This window comes from Arthrobacter sunyaminii, assembly GCF_018866305.1.
GTDB classification, from domain to species: Bacteria; Actinomycetota; Actinomycetes; order Actinomycetales; family Micrococcaceae; genus Arthrobacter_B; species Arthrobacter_B sunyaminii.
Genome location: NZ_CP076456.1, coordinates 214,013 through 234,536, shown reverse-complemented (window position 1 = coordinate 234,536; position 20,524 = coordinate 214,013). Strand labels below are relative to the sequence as shown.

The 20,524-nt window shown below is 61.7% G+C and carries 16 protein-coding genes, 1 tRNA gene, 3 rRNA genes and 1 other RNA gene; 13 read left to right on the top strand and 8 right to left on the bottom strand.

Features of this window, described 5'->3' with window-relative positions; genetic code table 11:
- Positions 1-49 precede the first annotated feature (49 nt).
- The 3 genes from KG104_RS01175 (at position 50) to KG104_RS01165 (ending at position 2,548) form a co-directional block, all read left to right on the top strand.
- Positions 50-958 carry an oxygenase MpaB family protein gene (locus tag KG104_RS01175; protein ID WP_207348335.1) on the top strand — a complete coding sequence of 303 codons (909 nt, stop codon included), beginning with the start codon at positions 50-52 and terminating at the stop codon, positions 956-958.
- Between the two features lie 132 nt (positions 959-1,090).
- Positions 1,091-1,672 (top strand): GNAT family N-acetyltransferase, encoded by a 582-nt coding sequence (locus tag KG104_RS01170; protein WP_207348334.1) that lies wholly within the window; start codon positions 1,091-1,093, stop codon positions 1,670-1,672.
- A 186-nt stretch (positions 1,673-1,858) separates the two neighbouring features.
- Entirely contained in the window at positions 1,859-2,548 is a 690-nt protein-coding gene (locus tag KG104_RS01165) for a DsbA family protein (protein ID WP_207348333.1), read from the top strand.
- Positions 2,549-2,648: 100 nt separating this feature from the next.
- On the opposite strand, the gene KG104_RS01160 is transcribed toward KG104_RS01165, so the two are convergent.
- The 5 genes from KG104_RS01160 to KG104_RS01140 form a co-directional block, all read right to left on the bottom strand.
- Positions 2,649-2,736, bottom strand: a tRNA-Ser gene (locus KG104_RS01160).
- A 67-nt stretch (positions 2,737-2,803) separates the two neighbouring features.
- Complete coding sequence (locus KG104_RS01155) at positions 2,804-3,457, bottom strand: TMEM175 family protein (protein ID WP_207348332.1); 654 nt, start codon at positions 3,455-3,457, stop codon at positions 2,804-2,806.
- A 129-nt stretch (positions 3,458-3,586) separates the two neighbouring features.
- Positions 3,587-3,703 (bottom strand): 5S ribosomal RNA (gene rrf / locus KG104_RS01150).
- 299 nt (positions 3,704-4,002) lie between these two features.
- Positions 4,003-7,165: ribosomal RNA gene (locus tag KG104_RS01145) — 23S ribosomal RNA — on the bottom strand.
- 503 nt (positions 7,166-7,668) lie between these two features.
- Positions 7,669-9,196, bottom strand: a 16S ribosomal RNA gene (locus tag KG104_RS01140).
- Together the 16S, 23S and 5S rRNA genes form the textbook arrangement of a ribosomal RNA operon.
- Before the next feature lie 721 nt (positions 9,197-9,917).
- Here KG104_RS01140 and KG104_RS01135 point away from each other — a divergent pair.
- The 5 genes from KG104_RS01135 to KG104_RS01115 all read left to right on the top strand — a co-directional run bounded on the left by KG104_RS01135 (position 9,918) and on the right by KG104_RS01115 (position 16,078).
- The gene (locus KG104_RS01135; RefSeq protein ID WP_207348614.1) at positions 9,918-10,511 is read left to right on the top strand and encodes a GNAT family N-acetyltransferase; all 594 of its coding nucleotides are present in this window, start codon (positions 9,918-9,920) and stop codon (positions 10,509-10,511) included.
- 152 nt (positions 10,512-10,663) lie between these two features.
- Positions 10,664-10,759, top strand: an RNA gene (gene ffs / locus KG104_RS01130) — signal recognition particle sRNA small type.
- A 78-nt stretch (positions 10,760-10,837) separates the two neighbouring features.
- Entirely contained in the window at positions 10,838-13,828 is a 2,991-nt protein-coding gene (locus KG104_RS01125) for a DNA polymerase III subunit gamma and tau (RefSeq protein ID WP_207348613.1), read from the top strand.
- Positions 13,829-13,949: 121 nt separating this feature from the next.
- Positions 13,950-14,546 (top strand): recombination mediator RecR, encoded by a 597-nt coding sequence (gene recR / locus KG104_RS01120; protein ID WP_104053647.1) that lies wholly within the window; start codon positions 13,950-13,952, stop codon positions 14,544-14,546.
- A 245-nt stretch (positions 14,547-14,791) separates the two neighbouring features.
- A complete protein-coding gene (locus KG104_RS01115) occupies positions 14,792-16,078 on the top strand; it encodes an aspartate kinase (RefSeq protein ID WP_104159903.1) in 1,287 nt (428 codons plus the stop codon).
- A gap of 9 nt (positions 16,079-16,087) precedes the next feature.
- Here KG104_RS01115 and KG104_RS01110 read toward each other — a convergent pair whose 3' ends face one another.
- The gene (locus tag KG104_RS01110) at positions 16,088-16,399 is read right to left on the bottom strand and encodes a hypothetical protein (RefSeq protein WP_207348612.1); all 312 of its coding nucleotides are present in this window, start codon (positions 16,397-16,399) and stop codon (positions 16,088-16,090) included.
- Between the two features lie 139 nt (positions 16,400-16,538).
- Positions 16,539-16,754: a hypothetical protein gene (locus KG104_RS01105; RefSeq protein ID WP_104102893.1), complete on the bottom strand. Its 216-nt coding sequence runs from the start codon at positions 16,752-16,754 to the stop codon at positions 16,539-16,541.
- An 86-nt stretch (positions 16,755-16,840) separates the two neighbouring features.
- On the opposite strand from KG104_RS01105, the gene KG104_RS01100 reads away from it, so the two are divergent.
- From KG104_RS01100 to KG104_RS01085, 4 genes are all read left to right on the top strand, one after another.
- Complete coding sequence (locus KG104_RS01100) at positions 16,841-17,299, top strand: MarR family winged helix-turn-helix transcriptional regulator (RefSeq protein WP_237685524.1); 459 nt, start codon at positions 16,841-16,843, stop codon at positions 17,297-17,299.
- Between the two features lie 70 nt (positions 17,300-17,369).
- On the top strand, positions 17,370-18,350 hold the full coding sequence (locus KG104_RS01095; RefSeq protein WP_207348610.1) for a 3-methyladenine DNA glycosylase: 981 nt from the start codon (positions 17,370-17,372) through the stop codon (positions 18,348-18,350).
- A complete protein-coding gene (locus KG104_RS01090; protein WP_207348609.1) occupies positions 18,293-18,826 on the top strand; it encodes an SRPBCC domain-containing protein in 534 nt (177 codons plus the stop codon). Before KG104_RS01095 ends, KG104_RS01090 begins: the two co-directional genes overlap by 58 nt.
- Before the next feature lie 31 nt (positions 18,827-18,857).
- A complete protein-coding gene (locus tag KG104_RS01085; protein WP_207348608.1) occupies positions 18,858-19,385 on the top strand; it encodes a hypothetical protein in 528 nt (175 codons plus the stop codon).
- Between the two features lie 20 nt (positions 19,386-19,405).
- On the opposite strand, the gene KG104_RS01080 is transcribed toward KG104_RS01085, so the two are convergent.
- Positions 19,406-19,888, bottom strand: a complete 483-nt coding sequence (locus tag KG104_RS01080; RefSeq protein ID WP_237688641.1) for a DUF4442 domain-containing protein — start codon at positions 19,886-19,888, stop codon at positions 19,406-19,408.
- 152 nt (positions 19,889-20,040) lie between these two features.
- On the opposite strand from KG104_RS01080, the gene KG104_RS01075 reads away from it, so the two are divergent.
- Entirely contained in the window at positions 20,041-20,451 is a 411-nt protein-coding gene (locus KG104_RS01075) for a hypothetical protein (protein WP_237687300.1), read from the top strand.
- Positions 20,452-20,524: the final 73 nt, after the last annotated feature.

Below are 20,524 nucleotides of genomic sequence, written 5' to 3'. Positions count from 1 at the left end.
AGGTGCCCCTTGCCGGGCACCTCCCAGCCGCCGGGGCCATACTGGGACGATGGGCACGCTTCTTTCTTCCTGGCGCCGGCAGCTGGTCGGCACCTTCAGCAACAATGCCGAGACCATCCCGGAATGGGAACTGGAACTCGCCAACGGCACTGACCGCGGCTATTACGGACCGGACTCCGCAGTGTGGGCGGTCCACGGGTCCATGACGACGATCGTCGCCGGCATCCGTGCCCTGCTCCTGCAGGCGCTGCACCCCGGCGCGATGGCCGGCGTGCGCGATTATTCCAACTACAAGGAAGATCCGCTCGGCCGGCTCGCGGGCACCATCCGCTGGATCTTCACCGTCACCTACGGGGATACGACGGCGGCACGCGGCGCATCAAACTGGGTGCTGCGGCTGCATGAACGGGTTCGGGGCACCTACGAGGATGCCGCCGGCGTCGAACGGCCCTATTCGGCGAACGATCCCGAGCTGGCCCGCTGGGTCCACCTCGCCTTTACCGATGCGTTCCTGACCTCTCACATGGAGTTTGGCGGGTCCATACCCGGTGGCCCGGATGCCTACGTGGCCGAGTGGGCCACCGCCGGTGAACTGATGCGCATCGACAGCCCGCCCCGGGACCTGGCCGGGCTGCGGAAGCAGATGGCCGCCTTCGATCCCGAGCTGCGCTCCAGCGCCACGGTGCAGGAAGTGGTGCGCTTCCTGCGCCACCCTCCCCTGCCGAAGAACCAGCTCATCGGCTACCGGGTCCTGTTCGCCGGCGCCGTCGCCTCCCTGGAACCGCGGCACCGCGAACTGCTCGGCCTCCGCGAACCTTGTCTGGGGCCAATCAAGCTGCCGGTGCACGGCCCGGTGAGACTGGTGCTGCGCGTCATCCAGTTCGGGCTCGGAAACATGGGCCCGTCCGAACGCTCAGCCCGCGAGCGACTTGCCCGCTTGTCCCAGCAGCAGGACTGAGCGGCGGGAAGCCAGTCAGGACTCGAAATAGTGCCGCACCGGCCGATTTCGTCTTGAAGGCCGGCCCCGCATCGGATGTACTGTTCGCACACACGCGGGTGGCGTGATCCCGCGGCAATCCTGGAGGCGGGCATGGCACAGGCACACGTCATCAAACCACTCACCCCGGAGACCTATCCAGCGTGGCTGACCCTCGCGCAGAAGCACAACGGAGTGTGGGTCGGGTGTTACTGCTCGTATTTCCACGGCGACACACAGGACACCGTCAAAGACGAGTACGACAGGCCCACCTTCAAGCAGCGGCTCGTAGCCGAAGGTGCAGCTCACGCGGCACTCGTGTTCGACGGCGACGCGGCGATTGCCTGGTGCCAGTACGGCAGTCCGGACGAGCTGCCGGGGATCTACCACCGCAAGCAGTATGACGCGGGCGAAACGAGACCGGCGCCGTGGCGCATCACGTGCTTTTTCGTCGACCGGGACCACCGGCGCTCCGGGGTGGCGCGGGAGGCACTGGACGGTGCGCTTGAGCTGATCGCCCGGGCCGGCGGCGGCGAGGTGGTCTCGTTCCCCAACGAACTCGTCCCAGACAAGAGAACCTCATCCTCGTTCCTCCACAACGGCACGAGGGCCATGTTCGAGAAGGCCGGATTCACCTTCGAGCGGCACATCGGCAAGCGCAAGACCGTCATGCGTATCAGCATCGAGCCACGGTAACCGGCGTCGCCCCGGGGTCACCGGCACCGTCCTGTGAGCCACAGGCCAAGCTGATCAAGATCACAGGAACCGGGCGGAAAGCCCCCTTCCAATCCCCCCGGCCCCGGTGGAACCATTTAAAGGACAGCAACTCCCAACCCGTATCCGGCGCGCATCGGCGCGCGCTCCCCATGCAGGAAAGGAACTATGCACAAAGCTGTACCGTCACTGATCATCGCCGGCCTGCTGGTAAGCGGCGGCGTCGTGTCCTGCGGAACCTCCGGAGAGTCTTCCTCCCCCGATACCTCGGTCAGCGCCTCTGCTTCCCCCTCCCCGGAAGTCACCGTACCGGCGGACCAGATGGACCAGCTGGTTCCCACGGACGCCCGGGCCATCACCAATCCGGCGGACCCGCAGGCCACCCTGGTGCTCTTCACCGACTACCAGTGCCCTTACTGCGCCATGATGGACCCCATGATCCAGCAGGCCAAGGCCGACTACGGAGACGAGGTCCGCATCCTTGTCCGGAACTACCCGCTCCCCAAGCACAAGAACGCCGAGGCGTCCGCCCGCGCAGTCGAAGCCGCTGCGGAGCAGGGCAAGTTGGAGGCCATGGCCGCCAAAGTCTTCGAGCACCAGGAAGACTGGAAGAACGAATCCAACACGGATGAAATCTTCACCGGCTACGCCGAGGAGCTGGGGCTGGACATCGAGCAGTTCCAGTCCGACTACTCCTCCGACGCCATCAAGGAGCGCGTGGCCCGGGATCTGCAGGATGCCCAGGACCTTGAGGTACCCGGCACTCCCACGCTGTATCTCGACGGAACGGCCGTACAGCTGGAAACCGGTGCCTACAGCGAAATCCAGAAGCCTCTGGATAACGCACTCGGCAAATAGTACTTGCGCCTGCTAGGCGACCCGCACGCCCGGCTGGACCGGCGCGAACGCCGTCCAGACAAAGAAACACCCCGGTCCAAGGGACCGGGGTGTTTCTTATTGGCGGAGGATGGGGGATTTGAACCCCCGAGGGCGTTAACCCAACACGCGTTCCAGGCGTGCGCCATAGGCCGCTAGGCGAATCCTCCAGGCTTTGCTCCCGAAGAAGCAGATATAAGACTACCCGACAAAGGGCCAAACCAACGAATCGGGGGATCAAGGCTTCACATCCGCCGCTGCGGCCCGTCTCCCCAGGAACCGGAATACCAGATTGCCGACGACGATGGCGGCCCACGACAAGGCGGCCGCAGTGGGGCTAATAAAGGCAATCGGTATGGAAAGCAGGAAGACCGCAGGCGTCACCGCGACGCGGCGCTGCGCGTAGGCCAGAAGCTGGGGGTCAATGTCGTCCTGAAACAATCCGCGGCGCCCGGCATAGACCCACAGCGTAGTGTTGGCCACCCCGATCAGCCCGAGGATCGTCGCGTAAATCACCACACCCAGCACCTGATCGCTGTAGAAGGCCATCATGTCAGCGGCATAGCCGATAAGCCCAACCATCAGGAGCAGCCCCAGGTTGAGGCGCTGCAGGACGACTGTATAGCCGGACAACAGCCGGAAAAGCCGGTGATGACTGAGCCAGTACGCTGCAGTCACCACGAAGGACAGCAGGTAGGCGGCAAATTCCGGACCCTGCTCGACGACGGCCCGGCCCAGCTCATCGCCGGCCACCCGCGGAACCTTGATATCCACGGCCAGCAGGGTCATGGCAATGGCAAACACTGCATCACTGAAGAAAGCGGTGCGCTCTACGTCCGCACCGGAATTAACCCGCTGGGCGAACGCTTCGTTCATGCTCTTGATGGACACACAGCCAGTGTGGCGGATTGCACCCACTGCGTCACCCCAGGGGCCCGCCGGAGGTCCAGCTGACTGGTTGTTGGTTAAACAAGTAAGGCCCCGCCGATGGCGGGGCCTTACTCTCTCTACCGAAATATTGTCCGGCGGTGACCTACTCTCCCACACCCTCCCGGATGCAGTACCATCGGCGCAGTGGGTCTTAGCTTCCGGGTTCGGAATGGGACCGGGCGTTTCCCCCACGCTATGACCGCCGTAACCCTACCACCCGCACCACCGGCCAAACTGCTCCTGGTGGAGGGGAAAACAATGGGTCACAACCAAACACGTTCAACCGTGCCTGTCATGATAAAGTATCCACGCGTAAGAATGAACACTTCTCTTTTATTCTAAACCACCCAACCATCCCCGAAAGGACAATCAGCGGTTCGTTCCACGGTGACAAACCACACACGGGTTTGTTATCCGGGAACCACATAGTGGACGCAAGCAGCATGATCAACACAATCCTTCTTTGGCGGGAACGTTTGAAGTCGTTTCCTGCCCAGACTGTGGGTGTGGTAAGTTATCGGCCTATTAGTACCGGTCAGCTTCACGGGTCTTTAGTCCCCGCTTCCACATCCGGCCTATCAACCCAGTGGTCTGGCTGGGGGCCTCTCACACACAAGGTGTATGGAAATCTCATCTCGAAGCGGGCTTCCCGCTTAGATGCTTTCAGCGGTTATCCCATCCGAACGTAGCTAATCAGCGGTGCACTTGGCAGTACAACTGACACACCAGAGGTTCGTCCGTCCCGGTCCTCTCGTACTAAGGACAGCCCTTCTCAAATTTCCTGCGCGCGCAGCGGATAGGGACCGAACTGTCTCACGACGTTCTAAACCCAGCTCGCGTACCGCTTTAATGGGCGAACAGCCCAACCCTTGGGACCTACTCCAGCCCCAGGATGCGACGAGCCGACATCGAGGTGCCAAACCATGCCGTCGATATGGACTCTTGGGCAAGATCAGCCTGTTATCCCCGAGGTACCTTTTATCCGTTGAGCGACGGCCATTCCACAATGTACCGCCGGATCACTAGTCCCGACTTTCGTCCCTGCTCGAGATGTCTCTCTCACAGTCAAGCTCCCTTGTGCACTTACACTCGCCACCTGATTGCCAACCAGGCTGAGGGAACCTTTGGGCGCCTCCGTTACTCTTTAGGAGGCAACCGCCCCAGTTAAACTACCCATCAGGCACTGTCCCTGACCCGGATTACGGGCCGAAGTTAGATATCCAGTATGACCAGAGTGGTATTTCAACGATGACTCCACCCGAACTGGCGTCCGGGTCTCACAGTCTCCCACCTATCCTACACAAGCCACACCGAACACCAATACCAAACTATAGTAAAGGTCTCGGGGTCTTTCCGTCCTGCTGCGCGTAACGAGCATCTTTACTCGTACTGCAATTTCGCCGAGTTTATGGTTGAGACAGCGGGGAAGTCGTTACTCCATTCGTGCAGGTCGGAACTTACCCGACAAGGAATTTCGCTACCTTAGGATGGTTATAGTTACCACCGCCGTTTACTGGGGCTTAAATTCCCAGCTTCGCCCGTAAGGGCTAACCGGTCCTCTTAACCTTCCAGCACCGGGCAGGAGTCAGTCCGTATACATCGTCTTGCGACTTCGCACGGACCTGTGTTTTTAGTAAACAGTCGCTTCCCCCTGGTCTCTGCGGCCCCGATCCCCTCCGGACAGCAAGTGTCCATCAAGGTTGGGGCCCCCCTTCTCCCGAAGTTACGGGGGCATTTTGCCGAGTTCCTTAACCATAATTCTCTCGATCGCCTTAGTATTCTCTACCTGATCACCTGTGTCGGTTTGGGGTACGGGCGGCTAAAACCTCGCGCCGATGCTTTTCTAGGCAGCATAGGATCACCGGATTCCCACCAAAGTGGGTCCCGTCAGATCTCAGGTGCGTCATCCAAGACACAGTGACGGATTTACCTATCACTGACCCTACATCCTTAGACCAGGACAACCATCGCCCGGCCCGGCTACCTTCCTGCGTCACACCTGTTAATACGCTTACCTCCCGGGATCAGGTCCCGCGCTCCACCAAAAACCGTGTCGCCACAAGGGCTAACGGTCAGGTATTGGGCGGTTAGTATCCCCCGATCAGTATTGGCGGTTTTTCGCCGGTACGGGAATATCAACCCGTTGTCCATCGACTACGCCTGTCGGCCTCGCCTTAGGTCCCGACTTACCCAGGGCAGATTAGCTTGACCCTGGAACCCTTGATCATTCGGCGGACGGGTTTCTCACCCGTCTTTCGCTACTCATGCCTGCATTCTCACTCGTGTAGGCTCCACCGCTGGTTTACACCGCGACTTCACTGCCCACACGACGCTCCCCTACCCATCCAAACGCTTGAACGAAAATGGATAAACCATCCGCTTGGCTAATATTTGAATGCCACAACTTCGGCGGTGTACTTGAGCCCCGCTACATTGTCGGCGCGGAATCACTTGACCAGTGAGCTATTACGCACTCTTTCAAGGATGGCTGCTTCTAAGCCAACCTCCTGGTTGTCTGAGCAACTCCACATCCTTTCCCACTTAGCACACGCTTAGGGGCCTTAGTTGGTGGTCTGGGCTGTTTCCCTCTCGACTATGAAGCTTATCCCCCACAGTCTCACTGCTGCGCTCTCACTTACCGGCATTCGGAGTTTGGCTGACGTCAGTAACCTTGTAGGGCCCATTAGCCATCCAGTAGCTCTACCTCCGGTAAGAAACACGCAACGCTGCACCTAAATGCATTTCGGGGAGAACCAGCTATCACGGAGTTTGATTGGCCTTTCACCCCTACCCACAGCTCATCCCCTCCATTTTCAACTGAAGTGGGTTCGGTCCTCCACGCGCTCTTACACGCGCTTCAACCTGGCCATGGGTAGATCACTCCGCTTCGGGTCTAGATCACGCCACTGCATCGCCCTGTTCAGACTCGCTTTCGCTACGGCTTCCCCTCACGGGTTAACCTCGCGACGTAACACTAACTCGCAGGCTCATTCTTCAAAAGGCACGCTGTCACAAGCACAACACCACAAGTGGCATCGCCCTGCTCCAACGGATTGTAGGCACACGGTTTCAGGTACTGTTTCACTCCCCTCCCGGGGTACTTTTCACCTTTCCCTCACGGTACTTGTCCGCTATCGGTCATCAGGGAGTATTTAGGCTTACCAGGTGGTCCTGGCAGATTCGCACGGGATTTCTCGGGCCCCGTGCTACTTGGGATCCTCTCCAAGCGGCAGCATACATTCCGGTTACGGGGCTAACACCCTCTACGGCCGGGCTTTCAAACCCGTTCACCTATGCATCTGCACTCACTTCACCAATCCGGCAGAATCGGTACGGAAAGTCCCGCAACCCCAGTGATGCAACGCCCGCCGGCTATCACACACCACTGGTTTAGCCTCTTCCGCGTTCGCTCGCCACTACTAACGGAATCACTGTTGTTTTCTCTTCCTGTGGGTACTGAGATGTTTCACTTCCCCACGTTCCCTCCACGCACCCTATGTGTTCAGATGCGGGTCACCCGGTCACTCGCGCGCCGGGCGGGGTTTCCCCATTCGGACATCCTGGGATCAACGCTCGGTTATCAACTCCCCCAGGCTTATCGCAGATTCCTACGTCCTTCTTCGGCTCCTGATGCCAAGGCATCCACCGTGTGCCCTTAAAAACTTGACCACAAAGATCAATAAATATTATCGCTATCGAGAAAACCATGGAGGCCGGTAAAACCGGTCACCAGGTTTATCTGAAATTGCACTTAATAATTTTAAGATGCTCGCGTCCACTATGTAGTTCTCAAACAACAACCCCGTCACACCCCGCCACCACCACGTATTCACCGTGGAAGTCTTGGGCCTGCGCAGGAACAATCAGAAACAACACGAACCCGTGTCCCTTCCAACCCCTCCAATGAAGGCTTGAAATTCTTCGGTCCTGTTATTTCAGGACCCAACAGTGTGCCAAACGGAAAAACCCGGTACTTGAAGACACCGGCAGCGTTTCCAGTCCTCCCCGAAGGAAGAACGTACTGTGCTGCCGGGCTCAACGCCGGGCACCTGCCTATTGATATTCCACCCTTGAGCACCCACCGGAAAACATATGTTCCCGATATGGGCATCTCCTGCAAAGCCCGCATCCAACACTGTGGAAGAACACGAAAACTTTGAGGTGCTCCTTAGAAAGGAGGTGATCCAGCCGCACCTTCCGGTACGGCTACCTTGTTACGACTTAGTCCCAATCGCCGGTCCCACCTTCGACGGCTCCCTCCCACAAGGGGTTAGGCCACCGGCTTCGGGTGTTACCAACTTTCGTGACTTGACGGGCGGTGTGTACAAGGCCCGGGAACGTATTCACCGCAGCGTTGCTGATCTGCGATTACTAGCGACTCCAACTTCATGAGGTCGAGTTGCAGACCTCAATCCGAACTGAGACCGGCTTTTTGGGATTAGCTCCACCTCACAGTATCGCAACCCTTTGTACCGGCCATTGTAGCATGCGTGAAGCCCAAGACATAAGGGGCATGATGATTTGACGTCGTCCCCACCTTCCTCCGAGTTGACCCCGGCAGTCTCCTATGAGTCCCCGGCATAACCCGCTGGCAACATAGAACGAGGGTTGCGCTCGTTGCGGGACTTAACCCAACATCTCACGACACGAGCTGACGACAACCATGCACCACCTGTAAACCGGCCACAAGTGGGGGACCTGTTTCCAGGCCTTTCCGGTTCATGTCAAGCCTTGGTAAGGTTCTTCGCGTTGCATCGAATTAATCCGCATGCTCCGCCGCTTGTGCGGGCCCCCGTCAATTCCTTTGAGTTTTAGCCTTGCGGCCGTACTCCCCAGGCGGGGCACTTAATGCGTTAGCTACGGCGCGGAAAACGTGGAATGTCCCCCACACCTAGTGCCCAACGTTTACGGCATGGACTACCAGGGTATCTAATCCTGTTCGCTCCCCATGCTTTCGCTCCTCAGCGTCAGTTACAGCCCAGAGACCTGCCTTCGCCATCGGTGTTCCTCCTGATATCTGCGCATTTCACCGCTACACCAGGAATTCCAGTCTCCCCTACTGCACTCTAGTCTGCCCGTACCCACTGCAGACCCGGGGTTGAGCCCCGGGCTTTCACAGCAGACGCGACAAACCGCCTACGAGCTCTTTACGCCCAATAATTCCGGATAACGCTTGCGCCCTACGTATTACCGCGGCTGCTGGCACGTAGTTAGCCGGCGCTTCTTCTGCAGGTACCGTCACTTTCGCTTCTTCCCTGCTGAAAGAGGTTTACAACCCGAAGGCCTTCGTCCCTCACGCGGCGTCGCTGCATCAGGCTTTCGCCCATTGTGCAATATTCCCCACTGCTGCCTCCCGTAGGAGTCTGGGCCGTGTCTCAGTCCCAGTGTGGCCGGTCACCCTCTCAGGCCGGCTACCCGTCGTCGCCTTGGTGGGCCATTACCCCAACCAACTAGCTGATAGGCCGCGAGTCCATCCAAAACCGCATCAAGCTTTCCACGGACCCCCATGCGGGAATCCGTCGTATCCGGTATTAGACCCGGTTTCCCAGGCTTATCCCGAAGTTAAGGGCAGGTTACTCACGTGTTACTCACCCGTTCGCCACTAATCATTTTGTGCAAGCACAAAAGTCATCGTTCGACTTGCATGTGTTAAGCACGCCGCCAGCGTTCATCCTGAGCCAGGATCAAACTCTCCGTAAATGTGTTACAGACACAAGACCGGAGCCAAGGAAAATTGGCTGCACAGTCCTGCACTAAATTCGAAACCAGCTAAAAAAGCTGCTCCCAACCCACGGGGTGGGCGGAAACAACCAGTTCAACCAATTAAAATAATTGGTATCAATAAACTTGGCACACTATTGAGTTCTCAAACAACAGATGCATCCGAAATACTCGGAAAAACAAAGAATGTTTTTCTTTTCTCTTCGCTGCAGTGTTTCTTTATTCTATTTCATCCGGACCCTATTTGGCAATTCGGGGCAATTCCCGAAGTGTGCTTCATTTTGTCCGGCTGAGCCCGCGCAAAAGCCCCGGCTTTCCGCTCCCGGGCCGTAAGGCGCAGGAAGGATCACCAGGATGTTTTTGGTGGGGTTTGGCCGCCATGCTCGGGATGTTTTCCAACTCCCGGCCGCGGCGACTTAGAAGACTTTACACAGGTTTTGACCCACCCGCAAATCGGCCTCAAACCGTCCCCAAGCCTCCTCCGCTCCCGTCCCAAACGGATGCCGGAGCGCGTGGGAAGAGTCCGAAAGATCCGGCTGACGCCGGAGCCCTGCAGGATAGGTAGCGGACACGCTATAGATAGGGACATAGTGCAGATTGGGTACACAGTGCATGGGTACACAGTGCAGCTAAGGATAAGGGGACAGGAAGTTGTCCCCGCAACGGCTTCCTGGGCCGAGGAGCAATAGGAGGGAGTGCCATGCCGTCGTCCCATAAGCGGGCGCTGAGCATTCCGCTCGAACTCCCCGTCCTCACGTCCCCCTCCCACACTGCCGGCACCCGGGTGATGCTGCGTGCTTTCACAGCCGCCGACGTCGAACTTATCCAATCGGCGTCCCGGGATCCCCTGATTCCCCTCATCACCTCCGTGCCCTCTACCTCCGGCTTCTCCGAAGCCCTGGCATTCATAGAACGCCAGCATCAGCGGCTGCACAGCGGATCCGGCTGGTCCTTCGCCATTGCCGATGCCTCCTCCGATACTGCCGTGGGCCAGATCGGCTTGTGGCCGGGGCAATCCTCCCGCCGGACCAGCAACCCGGACACCATCGGATATTGGATCGGCCCGGACCACCGGAAACAGGGCTATGCGGGTGCCGCACTGGACCTGCTGACGGAGTGGGCCCTGACGGAGGCGAACATGCGCCGAATCCACCTGTATATAGAGCCATGGAATGAGGGGTCCTGGCGTACGGCGGAACGGGCCGGCTACAGAAGGGATGCACTGCTGCCCTCCTGGCAGAAGGTGGGGACGCAGTGGAAGGACATGTACCGCTACATACGGACGCCGCTCTGACCCTCGGATTCGCCTCCTCTGCGGCTCTCCTATATTCTGCGTGTCTCCTAAATACAGGTCGCGTTCAGGGGCAAACAAGAGCCCCGAAGGGCAGGCAGAACCTCCTGGAGCCGGCCGCCGCATAAGCACTCAAAAAATCGGGTAGACTGGTTCGCGGCCCCTCATGTGGTGTCATCCTGTGAACTCCCCCAGGACCGGAAGGTAGCAAGGGTAAGCGGGCTCTGGCAGGTGCATGGGGGGTCTTTAATTTTTTCAGGACCAACAGGTTTTCCCCGCCCCAGGTGCCGGGATGCAAACCGTCAGTGCCAACCGATAGGGTTCTATCTGTGAGTACAGCCCTTTACCGCCGCTACCGTCCCGAGAGCTTCGCGGATGTGATCGGGCAGGAGCACGTCACTGAACCGCTGATGGCGGCGCTCTCCAAAAACCGCGTTAATCACGCCTATCTCTTCTCCGGCCCCCGAGGCTGCGGCAAAACCACTTCCGCACGCATCCTTGCGCGCTGCCTGAACTGCGCCGAGGGCCCGACGCCGGTCCCCTGCGGCAAGTGCGACAGCTGCGTCGAGCTGGCCCGCAACGGCTCCGGCAGCCTCGATGTCATCGAGATTGACGCCGCCAGCCACGGCGGTGTCGACGACGCCCGCGACCTGCGCGAACGCGCCACCTTTGCCCCGGTCCGCGACCGCTACAAGATTTTCATTATCGACGAGGCCCATATGGTCACGTCCGCCGGCTTCAATGCGCTGCTGAAGATCGTCGAAGAACCGCCGGAGCACATCAAGTTCATCTTCGCCACCACGGAGCCGGACAAGGTGATCGGCACCATCCGGTCCCGCACCCACCACTATCCGTTCCGTCTGGTTCCGCCTGAACCGCTCCTGGCCTACCTGGACAAGCTTTGCCAGCAGGAAAACGTTCCGGTTGCCCCCGGCGTCCTGTCCCTGGTGATCCGTGCCGGCGGCGGATCCGTGCGCGACTCGCTTTCGGTGCTGGACCAGCTGATGGCCGGCGCCGGAGAATCTGGGTTGGACTACGAGCTGGCCGTCAACCTCCTGGGCTACACGCCCATCTCGCTGCTCGACGACGTCGTAGACGCCTTCGCGGCTGGCGACGCCGCCACCGTCTTCCGCGCCGTGGACCGCGTCATCCAGACCGGCCAGGACCCCCGCCGGTTTGTCGAGGACCTGCTGGAACGCTTCCGCGACCTGATTATTGTCCACGCCATGCCGGACAGCGCCGCTGCGGTGCTGCGTGGGATGCCGGAAGATCAGATCAACCGGATGAGCACGCAGGCAACCCAGCTAGGCGGCGCCGAGCTCTCCCGCGCCGCAGACATCACCAACACCGCGCTGACGGAAATGACCGGCGCCACGTCCCCGCGGCTGCACCTGGAGCTGCTGTGTGCACGCATCCTGCTGCCGGCCTCGGACCAGACCGAACGCGGCACCGCCGCACGTGTAGACCGCATTGAACGGCGCCTGAGCTACGCCGGGGACAGCACCGAGGCCGTGGGCCGGGCTGCAGCTGCGTCGTCGCCGGTGGAATCCATCCCGGCGGCACGCCCGACGGCGGCACCGGAGACACCCGCCGTGGTTGCGGATGCACCGGCAGCGCCGGCTGAATCCCGACCGGATGCCGTGCCGGCAGCTGCGGCCGCTTCGAGTGCTGCCGAGACTTCGGGTTCAACAGGTGCTGCGGACAGTTCTCCCCTGGACTGGGGCGGAACGTGGGCAACTGCACCGGAACCGCAGGGCGCAACAAACACGTTCCAAGGCTCCGCGGCGGCCGCCCCGTCCGGATTTGCCGGCAACGGTGCAACGCCTCCGGCCACGGCTGCCGGTCCGGCCGCTCCTGCACCTGCACCTGCACCTGCAGAACGGGATCCCCGGCAGGCACCTTCCGCGGCACAGGCACCCGCAACTCCAGCCCCTGCCGCGCAGCAGACGGGTGGTGCCGGTGATGCTTCGGGCGGCCAGATCGAAATGATCCGCCGCGCGTGGCCTGAAATCATGGATGCCCTCACGGGAATCCGCCGCGCCACATGGCTCAATGTCAGCAAGAACGCCAGCCCCAAGTCCTTCGACGGGCGAATCCTGCAGCTGGCGTTCAGTAATCAGGGCGCCGCCACAAACTTCAACCGCCCGGACCATCTGGAGAACCTCCGGAAGGCGGTCAGCCAGGTCCTTGGATTGGATTGCCAGGTCAATGTGGTGCATGACAGTTCGGCGGGTGAGTCGGGCCCAAAAGCAGGTAGCCGGTTAACCCCGGCGCCGGCTCCCGCTCAGGTCCAGGCTCCGTCCCAGCAATCCGTCGGCCATTCGGCACAGGCTCCGGCTGTGTCGTCGGCACAGGCGGCTTCCGTAAATTCCCCCGCACGCGCCGCAGCTCCGGCTGCCCAGGTCAGTTCCGATCGCCCGGCGCCACCCAGCATGCCGGTACCGTCCAGCAGCTCGGTACCGTCCAGCAACTCGGTACCGCCCAGCAGCTCGGCACCGTCCGTCAGCCCAGAACAGCCCAGCGGGCCGGCACGTCCCGACGCCTCAGGACCGTCAGCGCAGCCACAGCGCGCCCACGGCTCCTCGGCCGTTGTTTCCGGTCCCGCGGCTGCCGCTGCCCTGAACCGTCGCCGCGGGCAAAGCCCCCAGCAAGGTTCCGGCCCCCAGCAGGGTTCAGCACAGCAGTCCTCGTCCTCTTCGCGGTTCCCGGGCCGCGGCGGCCGAAGCACTTCCGTCGAACCCGGCCCGCTGCCGGATGACTGGCAGCAGGAGCCGCCGGAGGATCCGTATGCCGGCGGTCCGGAAAGCAACGCCTGGGAGCAGGCCGAGCCGCCCGTTGACGTGTACTCGTCCGGCAATCTGTCCGACAGCGAATGGGCTGCCACTAACTGGGCCGGCACAGGTTCGTCACCGGCCCGGCAAGCGGGCGGAACACAGGCAGCCCAGGGCGCCCCGTCCACGGCGGCACAAGCAGCACCGGCCCAGGCAGGATCGGCCCAGGCATCGTCGTCGTCCGCAAGCGCGCCCGTGCAGCCGCAGGCACAGCGGTCCGCCCCTTCCGCTGCGGTGCCTCCCACCGCCGCGCCCGGGCCGGGCAACGACGGGCGGCCGCTGAGCCGGTATCAAAAACTGCTCAATGAAGCTGCCGCGCGCAGCGGTTCGGCAAACCCCTCCGCCGGGCGCAGCACAGTAAACTTGGTGGAAGACATCCCCAGCGCGGATGACATCCGGCTTGAAGATTCCGGGCTGGTGGGCAGGAAAGCCATCGAGCGAATCTTGGGCGGCCGATTGATCGAAGAACGCAGCGTCGACGGCCGGTAACCCGCCGTTTCCGCGGTCCGACTGACAATGCACTCCCGTCGGCTTGCCGGCGGGATCGTCCGGTAACGGCAGCACCAACGCAGCCCCAACGGCGGCGCACCAATCCAGCAGAGAAGGTCACGTGTACGAAGGCGCAGTTCAGGAACTGATTGATGAGCTGGGACGGCTTCCGGGGATTGGCCCCAAGTCCGCCCAGCGCATTGCCTTCCACATTCTGGAAGCGGATCCGGAGGACATGCGGAAACTGGCGTCCTCCATCGTCACGGTTAAGGACAAGGTGAAGTTCTGCAGCATCTGCGGCAACGTTACCGAGCAGGAAACGTGTGCCATCTGCCGCGACAGCCGCCGGGACCCGACCATGATCTGCGTGGTTGAAGAGTCCAAGGACGTCATTGCGGTGGAACGCACCCGGTCCTTCCGCGGCCGGTACCACGTGCTGGGCGGCGCCATTAATCCCATTGCCGGAATCGGACCGGACCAGCTTCGCATCCGTGAGCTCCTCAGCCGGCTCTCGGACGAGCAGATCTCCGAAATCATCATCGCCACGGACCCCAACCTCGAAGGCGAAGCGACGGCCACGTACCTGTCCCGCATGCTCAAGACGCTGGGCATCAACGTCACACGGCTGGCGTCCGGCCTGCCGGTGGGCGGGGACCTGGAATACGCCGACGAAATTACGCTGGGCCGGGCCTTCGAGGGCCGGCGCAGCATGTCCTAGCCGGTTCTCCGGGTCCCGTCTGCACCTCGGAAGCATCCGGCATCCCCCCGGACCTGCCCGAACGTGACATTAAGTGCATATGTCCCCTCTATTTCGGCCGGTTCAGGCCGCAACGCTAGACTTTTGATGATTGGCCACAGTATCCGTGGCCCGGCTTCCCTGGACTGCCGGGGATGACATCAGATGCACTGCGCCGAGGACGTCGCCGGGCAGCAAACCGGAAGTGATTCAGAGAGCGTGTACGCATGAGCCTGATAGTTCAGAAATTCGGCGGTTCCTCCGTGTCGGACGCCGAAGGCATCAAGCGCGTTGCCCAGCGGGTTGTGGACACTCACGCCGCCGGCAACGAGGTGGTGGTGGTGGTTTCCGCCATGGGTGACAGCACCGATGAACTGCTGGATTTGGCCGCGCAGATTACCTCCGGCGGAAACGCCCGCGAGATGGACATGCTGCTGAGCGCCGGTGAACGTATTTCCATGGCGCTGCTGGCCATGGCCATCAACGAACGCGGCGGATCCGCCCAATCCTTCACCGGCAGCCAGGCCGGCATGATCACCGATGCCATCCACGGCAAGGCCCGCATCATTGATGTTTCGCCGCACCGGATCAAGACGGCCATCGAGAAGGGCGACGTCGCCATTGTCGCCGGGTTCCAGGGCATGAGCCGGGACAGCCACGACATCACCACGCTGGGCCGCGGCGGTTCGGACACGACCGCCGTCGCGCTGGCCGCCGCGCTGGGCGCTGACGTCTGCGAGATCTACACCGACGTGGACGGCATTTACACCGCGGATCCCCGCGTGGCCCCCACCGCTCAGAAGATTGACACCATCTCCAGCGAGGAAATGCTGGAAATGGCGGCGTCCGGAGCCAAGATCCTGCACCTGCGCTGCGTGGAGTACGCCCGCCGTTTTGGCGTTCCGCTGCATGTGCGCTCCTCCTTCAGCCAGCACGAGGGAACCTGGGTCCTGCCCAGCCCCGATGACAAGATCAAGATTCAAGAGGGAGAACCCTTGGAACAGCCCATCATTTCCGGCGTCGCACATGACCGCTCCGAAGCCAAGCTCACCGTGGTGGGCGTGCCGGACATCCCCGGCAAGGCGGCAGAGATCTTCGGCATCGTGGCCGGTGCCAACACGAACATCGACATGATCGTGCAGAACGTCTCCACCCAGGGCTCGGGAAAGACGGATATCTCCTTCACCCTGCCGATCGTTGACGGCCAGGCGGCCATGGCAGCCCTGAACGCGGCCAAGGCGGAGGTGGGCTTCGACAGCATCGACTACAACGAGCAGATCGGCAAGCTGTCCCTGATCGGCGCCGGCATGCGCTCCAACCCGGGCGTCTCGCACAAGTTCTTCGAAGCACTGCATCTGGCCGGGGTGAACATCGACATGATCTCCACGTCGGAAATCCGCATCTCGGTTGTCACTGACGCCGCGCTTCTGAACACGGCTGTCCGCGCCGTCCATGCCGCATTCGGGCTCGACGGCGAAGCCGAGGCCACCGTGTACGGCGGCACCGGCCGCTAGAACGGCTGTTTAGGCGTCCGGGGGCAGCGGCGGACGAAGCGAATAGTTCCGGTAGGACAGGGGCAGTCCCGGCGGCTCAGGTTCCGCCGGGTCGGTAACCCGGACGGCGTAGTGCCTGCCGTCTGCATCCGTTTCCACCCGAATGGACCGTAGCTGGTCGTCGATCTCATTTTCCAGATCGTCATGCAGATGGCGTACGGGTTCGGTTACGCGATCGCGTTCAGCATCTCCGTAGAAAACGGAGACCAGGCGGGCCACCCGACCGGCCATCCCGGCGCCGTGGGCGAAGGGTGCAGGCCGGGGAGGGATTTCAGCGCTCATGGAAAGTTCCTTGTGCGGTTGAGGCCGGAAGTCCGTCCAGACGCAGGTGGCCTGGGTTCCGGGTTAATCAACCGTACGCGCTCACCGCGGTGGTACGGGTCGAATACGCAAACGTCGGTATCGGGTTTTCTCGGAGTTGCTACTCAGGCTTGCGGGAAACGATGTAACTGCTGCCGTCGGCGCGCGTAACCGTTTCCCAAAGAGCCTTCTCCTGGGCCTGCTGTTCCTTGAGCAGCTGCTGGTTTTCATCCGTCATGGGATGGTCCAGGGCACTGGTCTGGGCAGGACCGAAAATCAACCGGACCTTGCCGGTTGTCCGCATGAATTTTGAGGTAAAGCTCTCTTTGTCAGCCATGTCCTGCACCTTTCGCAACTTCCTTGCCTGCAGCCCATAGTACGCTAATCATTAGTGCACTAATGATTTCAAGAAGGGATGAGGACATGAGCCGGGTTGATGAGGACCTCCTGCTGGAACATCAGCTGTGCTTTGCCCTGTCCGTGGCCTCCCGAAGCGTTGTCGGCGCCTACAAACCCGTGCTGGAAAAACTCGGTCTCACCCATCCGCAGTATCTGGTCATGCTTGCCCTCTGGGAGCAGAGCCCGCGAAGCGTCCGCAGCCTCGGTGCGGCCCTGGCCATGGAGCCGGCCACCTTGTCCCCGATGCTCAAGCGACTGGAGGCGGCCGGGCTCCTCACACGCAACCGTGCACCGGAAGATGACCGGTCCCTGGCCGTGGAGCTGACGGAAGCCGGACGTTCCCTTCGGGGGAAGGCTGCTGAGGTCCCGGGCACCATGCTGGAACGGTTGAATCTGACCCGGGACCAGGTGCAGGAACTGAATGAAGCCATGCGGCGTCTGATTGAGTCCGCACAGTTGGCAGTGGCAGCGGATCAGAACTGATTCGGTCCCCGGGGGCCGCAGCAACGGCACCGGGCCCCACAACGGGGAGCTGGAGCGGGATAATGATTGCGTGACTTCTTCCGCTTTCTCCGCCGTCCTCCGAGAGGATCAGTGGCTGCCGCTGGTTCAGCAGCACCGGGAGCGCGTGCAGCCTTTCGCGGAGGGATTCCTGTCCCGCCGGTCCGCGGGGCAAAAGCACCCCGTGGAAGATTTCCTCTTTACCTACTACTCCCAGAAGCCCGGACAGCTGCTGCGCTGGCATCCGGGGGCCGGCGTCGTCCTGGCCGGGACGGCGGCCGGCGAGCGCAAAGACTGGAAATTTTACCGCCCCCTCAGCGAGCCGGAACTTGCAGCGGCGGGACTCGGCGCCGGCACGACGGCGGTGACCGTGGACCTGCCCGCCTTTGCGGCGGCGCGGGGAGACGCCACTGCCTTCACTGCCAGGCTGCTTGCCCGCACTGCCGCACGGAAGGCAACACTGGGCTGCTTCGGCATGCATGAGTGGGCGATGGCTTACAAGTCGGACACCAACGGCATCAGACATGAATACCTGCAGCTCCGCCTGGGTGCGCAGGGAACTGACGAGCTCGTGGAGCGCAGCAAGATCCGGTGCACCCACTTCGACGCATTCCGTTTCTACGCACCGCAGGCGGTGCCCCTGAATGAACTCCGGCCCACCCGCGAAAACCAGGTTGACCTGGAGCAGCCCGGCTGCCTGCACGCCAACATGGACCTCTACAAGTGGGCCTACAAGCTGGTTCCGCTGCTGCCGAGCGAACTGGTCATGGACTGCTTTGAACTGTCCTGGCGCATTCGAACCATGGACATGCAGGCCTCCCCCTACGATTTGCAGGATTGGGGCTACTCTCCAATCCGTGTGGAAACCCCGGGCGGCCGGAGTGAATATGCTGCCGCCCAGCGACAGTTCAGTGAAGAATCACAACTGCTGCGGGCCCGCATCCTTGGCCTGCTGGAACCCCTTCAGGAGCAGCTATGGAGCCACAACCCACCGGCAGGATCACCCGCACCGGACCGGAATCCTACGACCTGACTTTTTCCCGGTTGTTTTCGGAACCGCCGGACGCCGTCTGGTCCAGTTTCACGGATTCCGCCCAAACGGCCTCCTGGTTTGGACGCTGGCAGGGCACCCCCGCCCGGGGATCATGGCTGGATCTTCAGATGCTCTATGAGGATGGGCTGCCGTGGAGCCGGCTGCAGGTCTCCGAATGCACCGCCCCTGAACTGCTTCGCCTGCTGGTGAAGGACGAGTACGGCAGCTGGGATCTGGAGATCCGTTTCCAGGGCCATTCCGGCGGAACCCGGTTGGATTTCATTCATCATCTGGACGATCCGCTGGCTGCGGAAGGCGTGGGGCCCGGCTGGGAATACTATCTGGACCGGCTGGCGGCTGTCCGCGGAGGCGCCACGGTTCCGGAGTTCGGTGACTATTACCCCGGCCAGGGACCATATTTCCTAGCTCAGGCGCGTGCTGCAGCGGATGCGGACGAAACCGGCGGAATTGGCTAGGCTGGGGCCACCCTACCCGGAGGTCTCGCCCATGTTCCGTTCCCTTCGAGGACTGCTTGTCCTTGGTGTTGCCGCCCTTGCCCTGTCGGCGTGCGGCGACTCCGCCGGCGCACCGTCAGCCGACTCTGCCTCTCCATCTGCTTCCTCTTCTGCTTCTTCCTCTGCTTCCCCCTCAGCATCCCCGTCAGCCGGAGGAACTACGGCACCGGATGCATCATCAGCCGGGACCTCGCTGACCGTGGAGTACCGGCAAGACGGTGAGACCACCAGCGCAACCTGGACATTGCAGTGCGACGGCGCCACCCCCGTGGGCAGCTCCGACGCACCGGATCCGGCAGCGGCCTGCGCAGGACTGGCGGAGCAGGGAAGCGCGCTGTTTGCCGCCCCGGACGCAAATCTGATGTGCACGCAGATCATCAAGGGGCAGCAGCGCGCCCATGTCACCGGCACTGTGAACGGCGAAGCCGTGGACCGCACCTTCTCGCTGCGGGACGGCTGTGAAATCGGCCGGTGGGAGAGCCTTACCGCCCTGCTCGGCCCGGCGGAGGGAAACCTGTAGCGGCCGGTCCGAGCGTTCGGTTAGCCAGCTACTGTCTTGTTCCGCTCCTGCTTGCGGCGGACGTAGACCTGCTTGCGCACCCGCGCCACCACACCGCCGTCGGCATCCACCACGTCCACGGAGAACCACTCCAGGACCTTGTCCCCGCCGGCAGCCAGCTTCCTGAGGCGCTCCACGTCGGCCGGTGCCAGGACAAAGCGGGCCGTGACCTCGCCGCGGCCGGGCTTGATGAAATCGATTTCCGCCGCCCGGTCCCACACCACGTGGTCCGCGCCCAGATGACGCAGCAGAAGCATCATCCAAAAGGGATCCGTCATGGCAAAAAGCGACCCGCCGAAATGCACCCCCGCTACATTGCGGTTCCACCAGTGCAACCGCAGCCGCACCTCTGCGGACAGCGAATCAGCGCCCAGATGCGTGATGTGAATGCCGGAAAAAACAAAGGGCGGCCAAAGATTGATGAACCGGCGCATCACGGCCGGCTTCACGGTTAGAGCTTTCACGCACCCACTCTAGCGGCCGTGACGCAGCTCATCTTCCATCCGCCTGCCTTCGAAGACTTGTTCCCTACCCCTTCACTACGTAAAATCATTAAGCATGCTTAGTATCCGATCCGGCCGGAGGTCTTCCGCCCGGACCATATCTGGAGGCACAAATGTCAACGCAGGCACGACCCGAAGGCGAAGCAGACCCTGCGCCTGAACCCTACGTTCCCTGGTGTACCCAGTGCGGAACGGATGACTACCTCATTATTGAATCCGTGGAACCGGCCGTTGGCGATGATGCAGCGGAGTTCCTGGAAATCAGCTACACCTGCTCGGAATGCGACAGCTTTTATGGCCATCCGGTGCGGCACTCGTCCGTGCGTGCACGGCAACTGAAATCGGACAGCACCACCGCACAGTATCTGCACTGCGGAGAGCCGATGCAGCCCAAGGACAGCGCCATAGCGTCCATTTTTGAACCCGTCTTCACCGACCCGGACGGCACTCCCGTTCCCGAGGTCCAGCTGGACACCACAGTGCTGCGGTGCCGCTGCGGGTTCCAGATCAGCGTGCCGGCCTGACCGGGCCAGGCGGGATCTGCACGCAACGTAACAAGCTGCGTGCAGATCCCGCCGCCAGTGCGTAGTGTGTCTG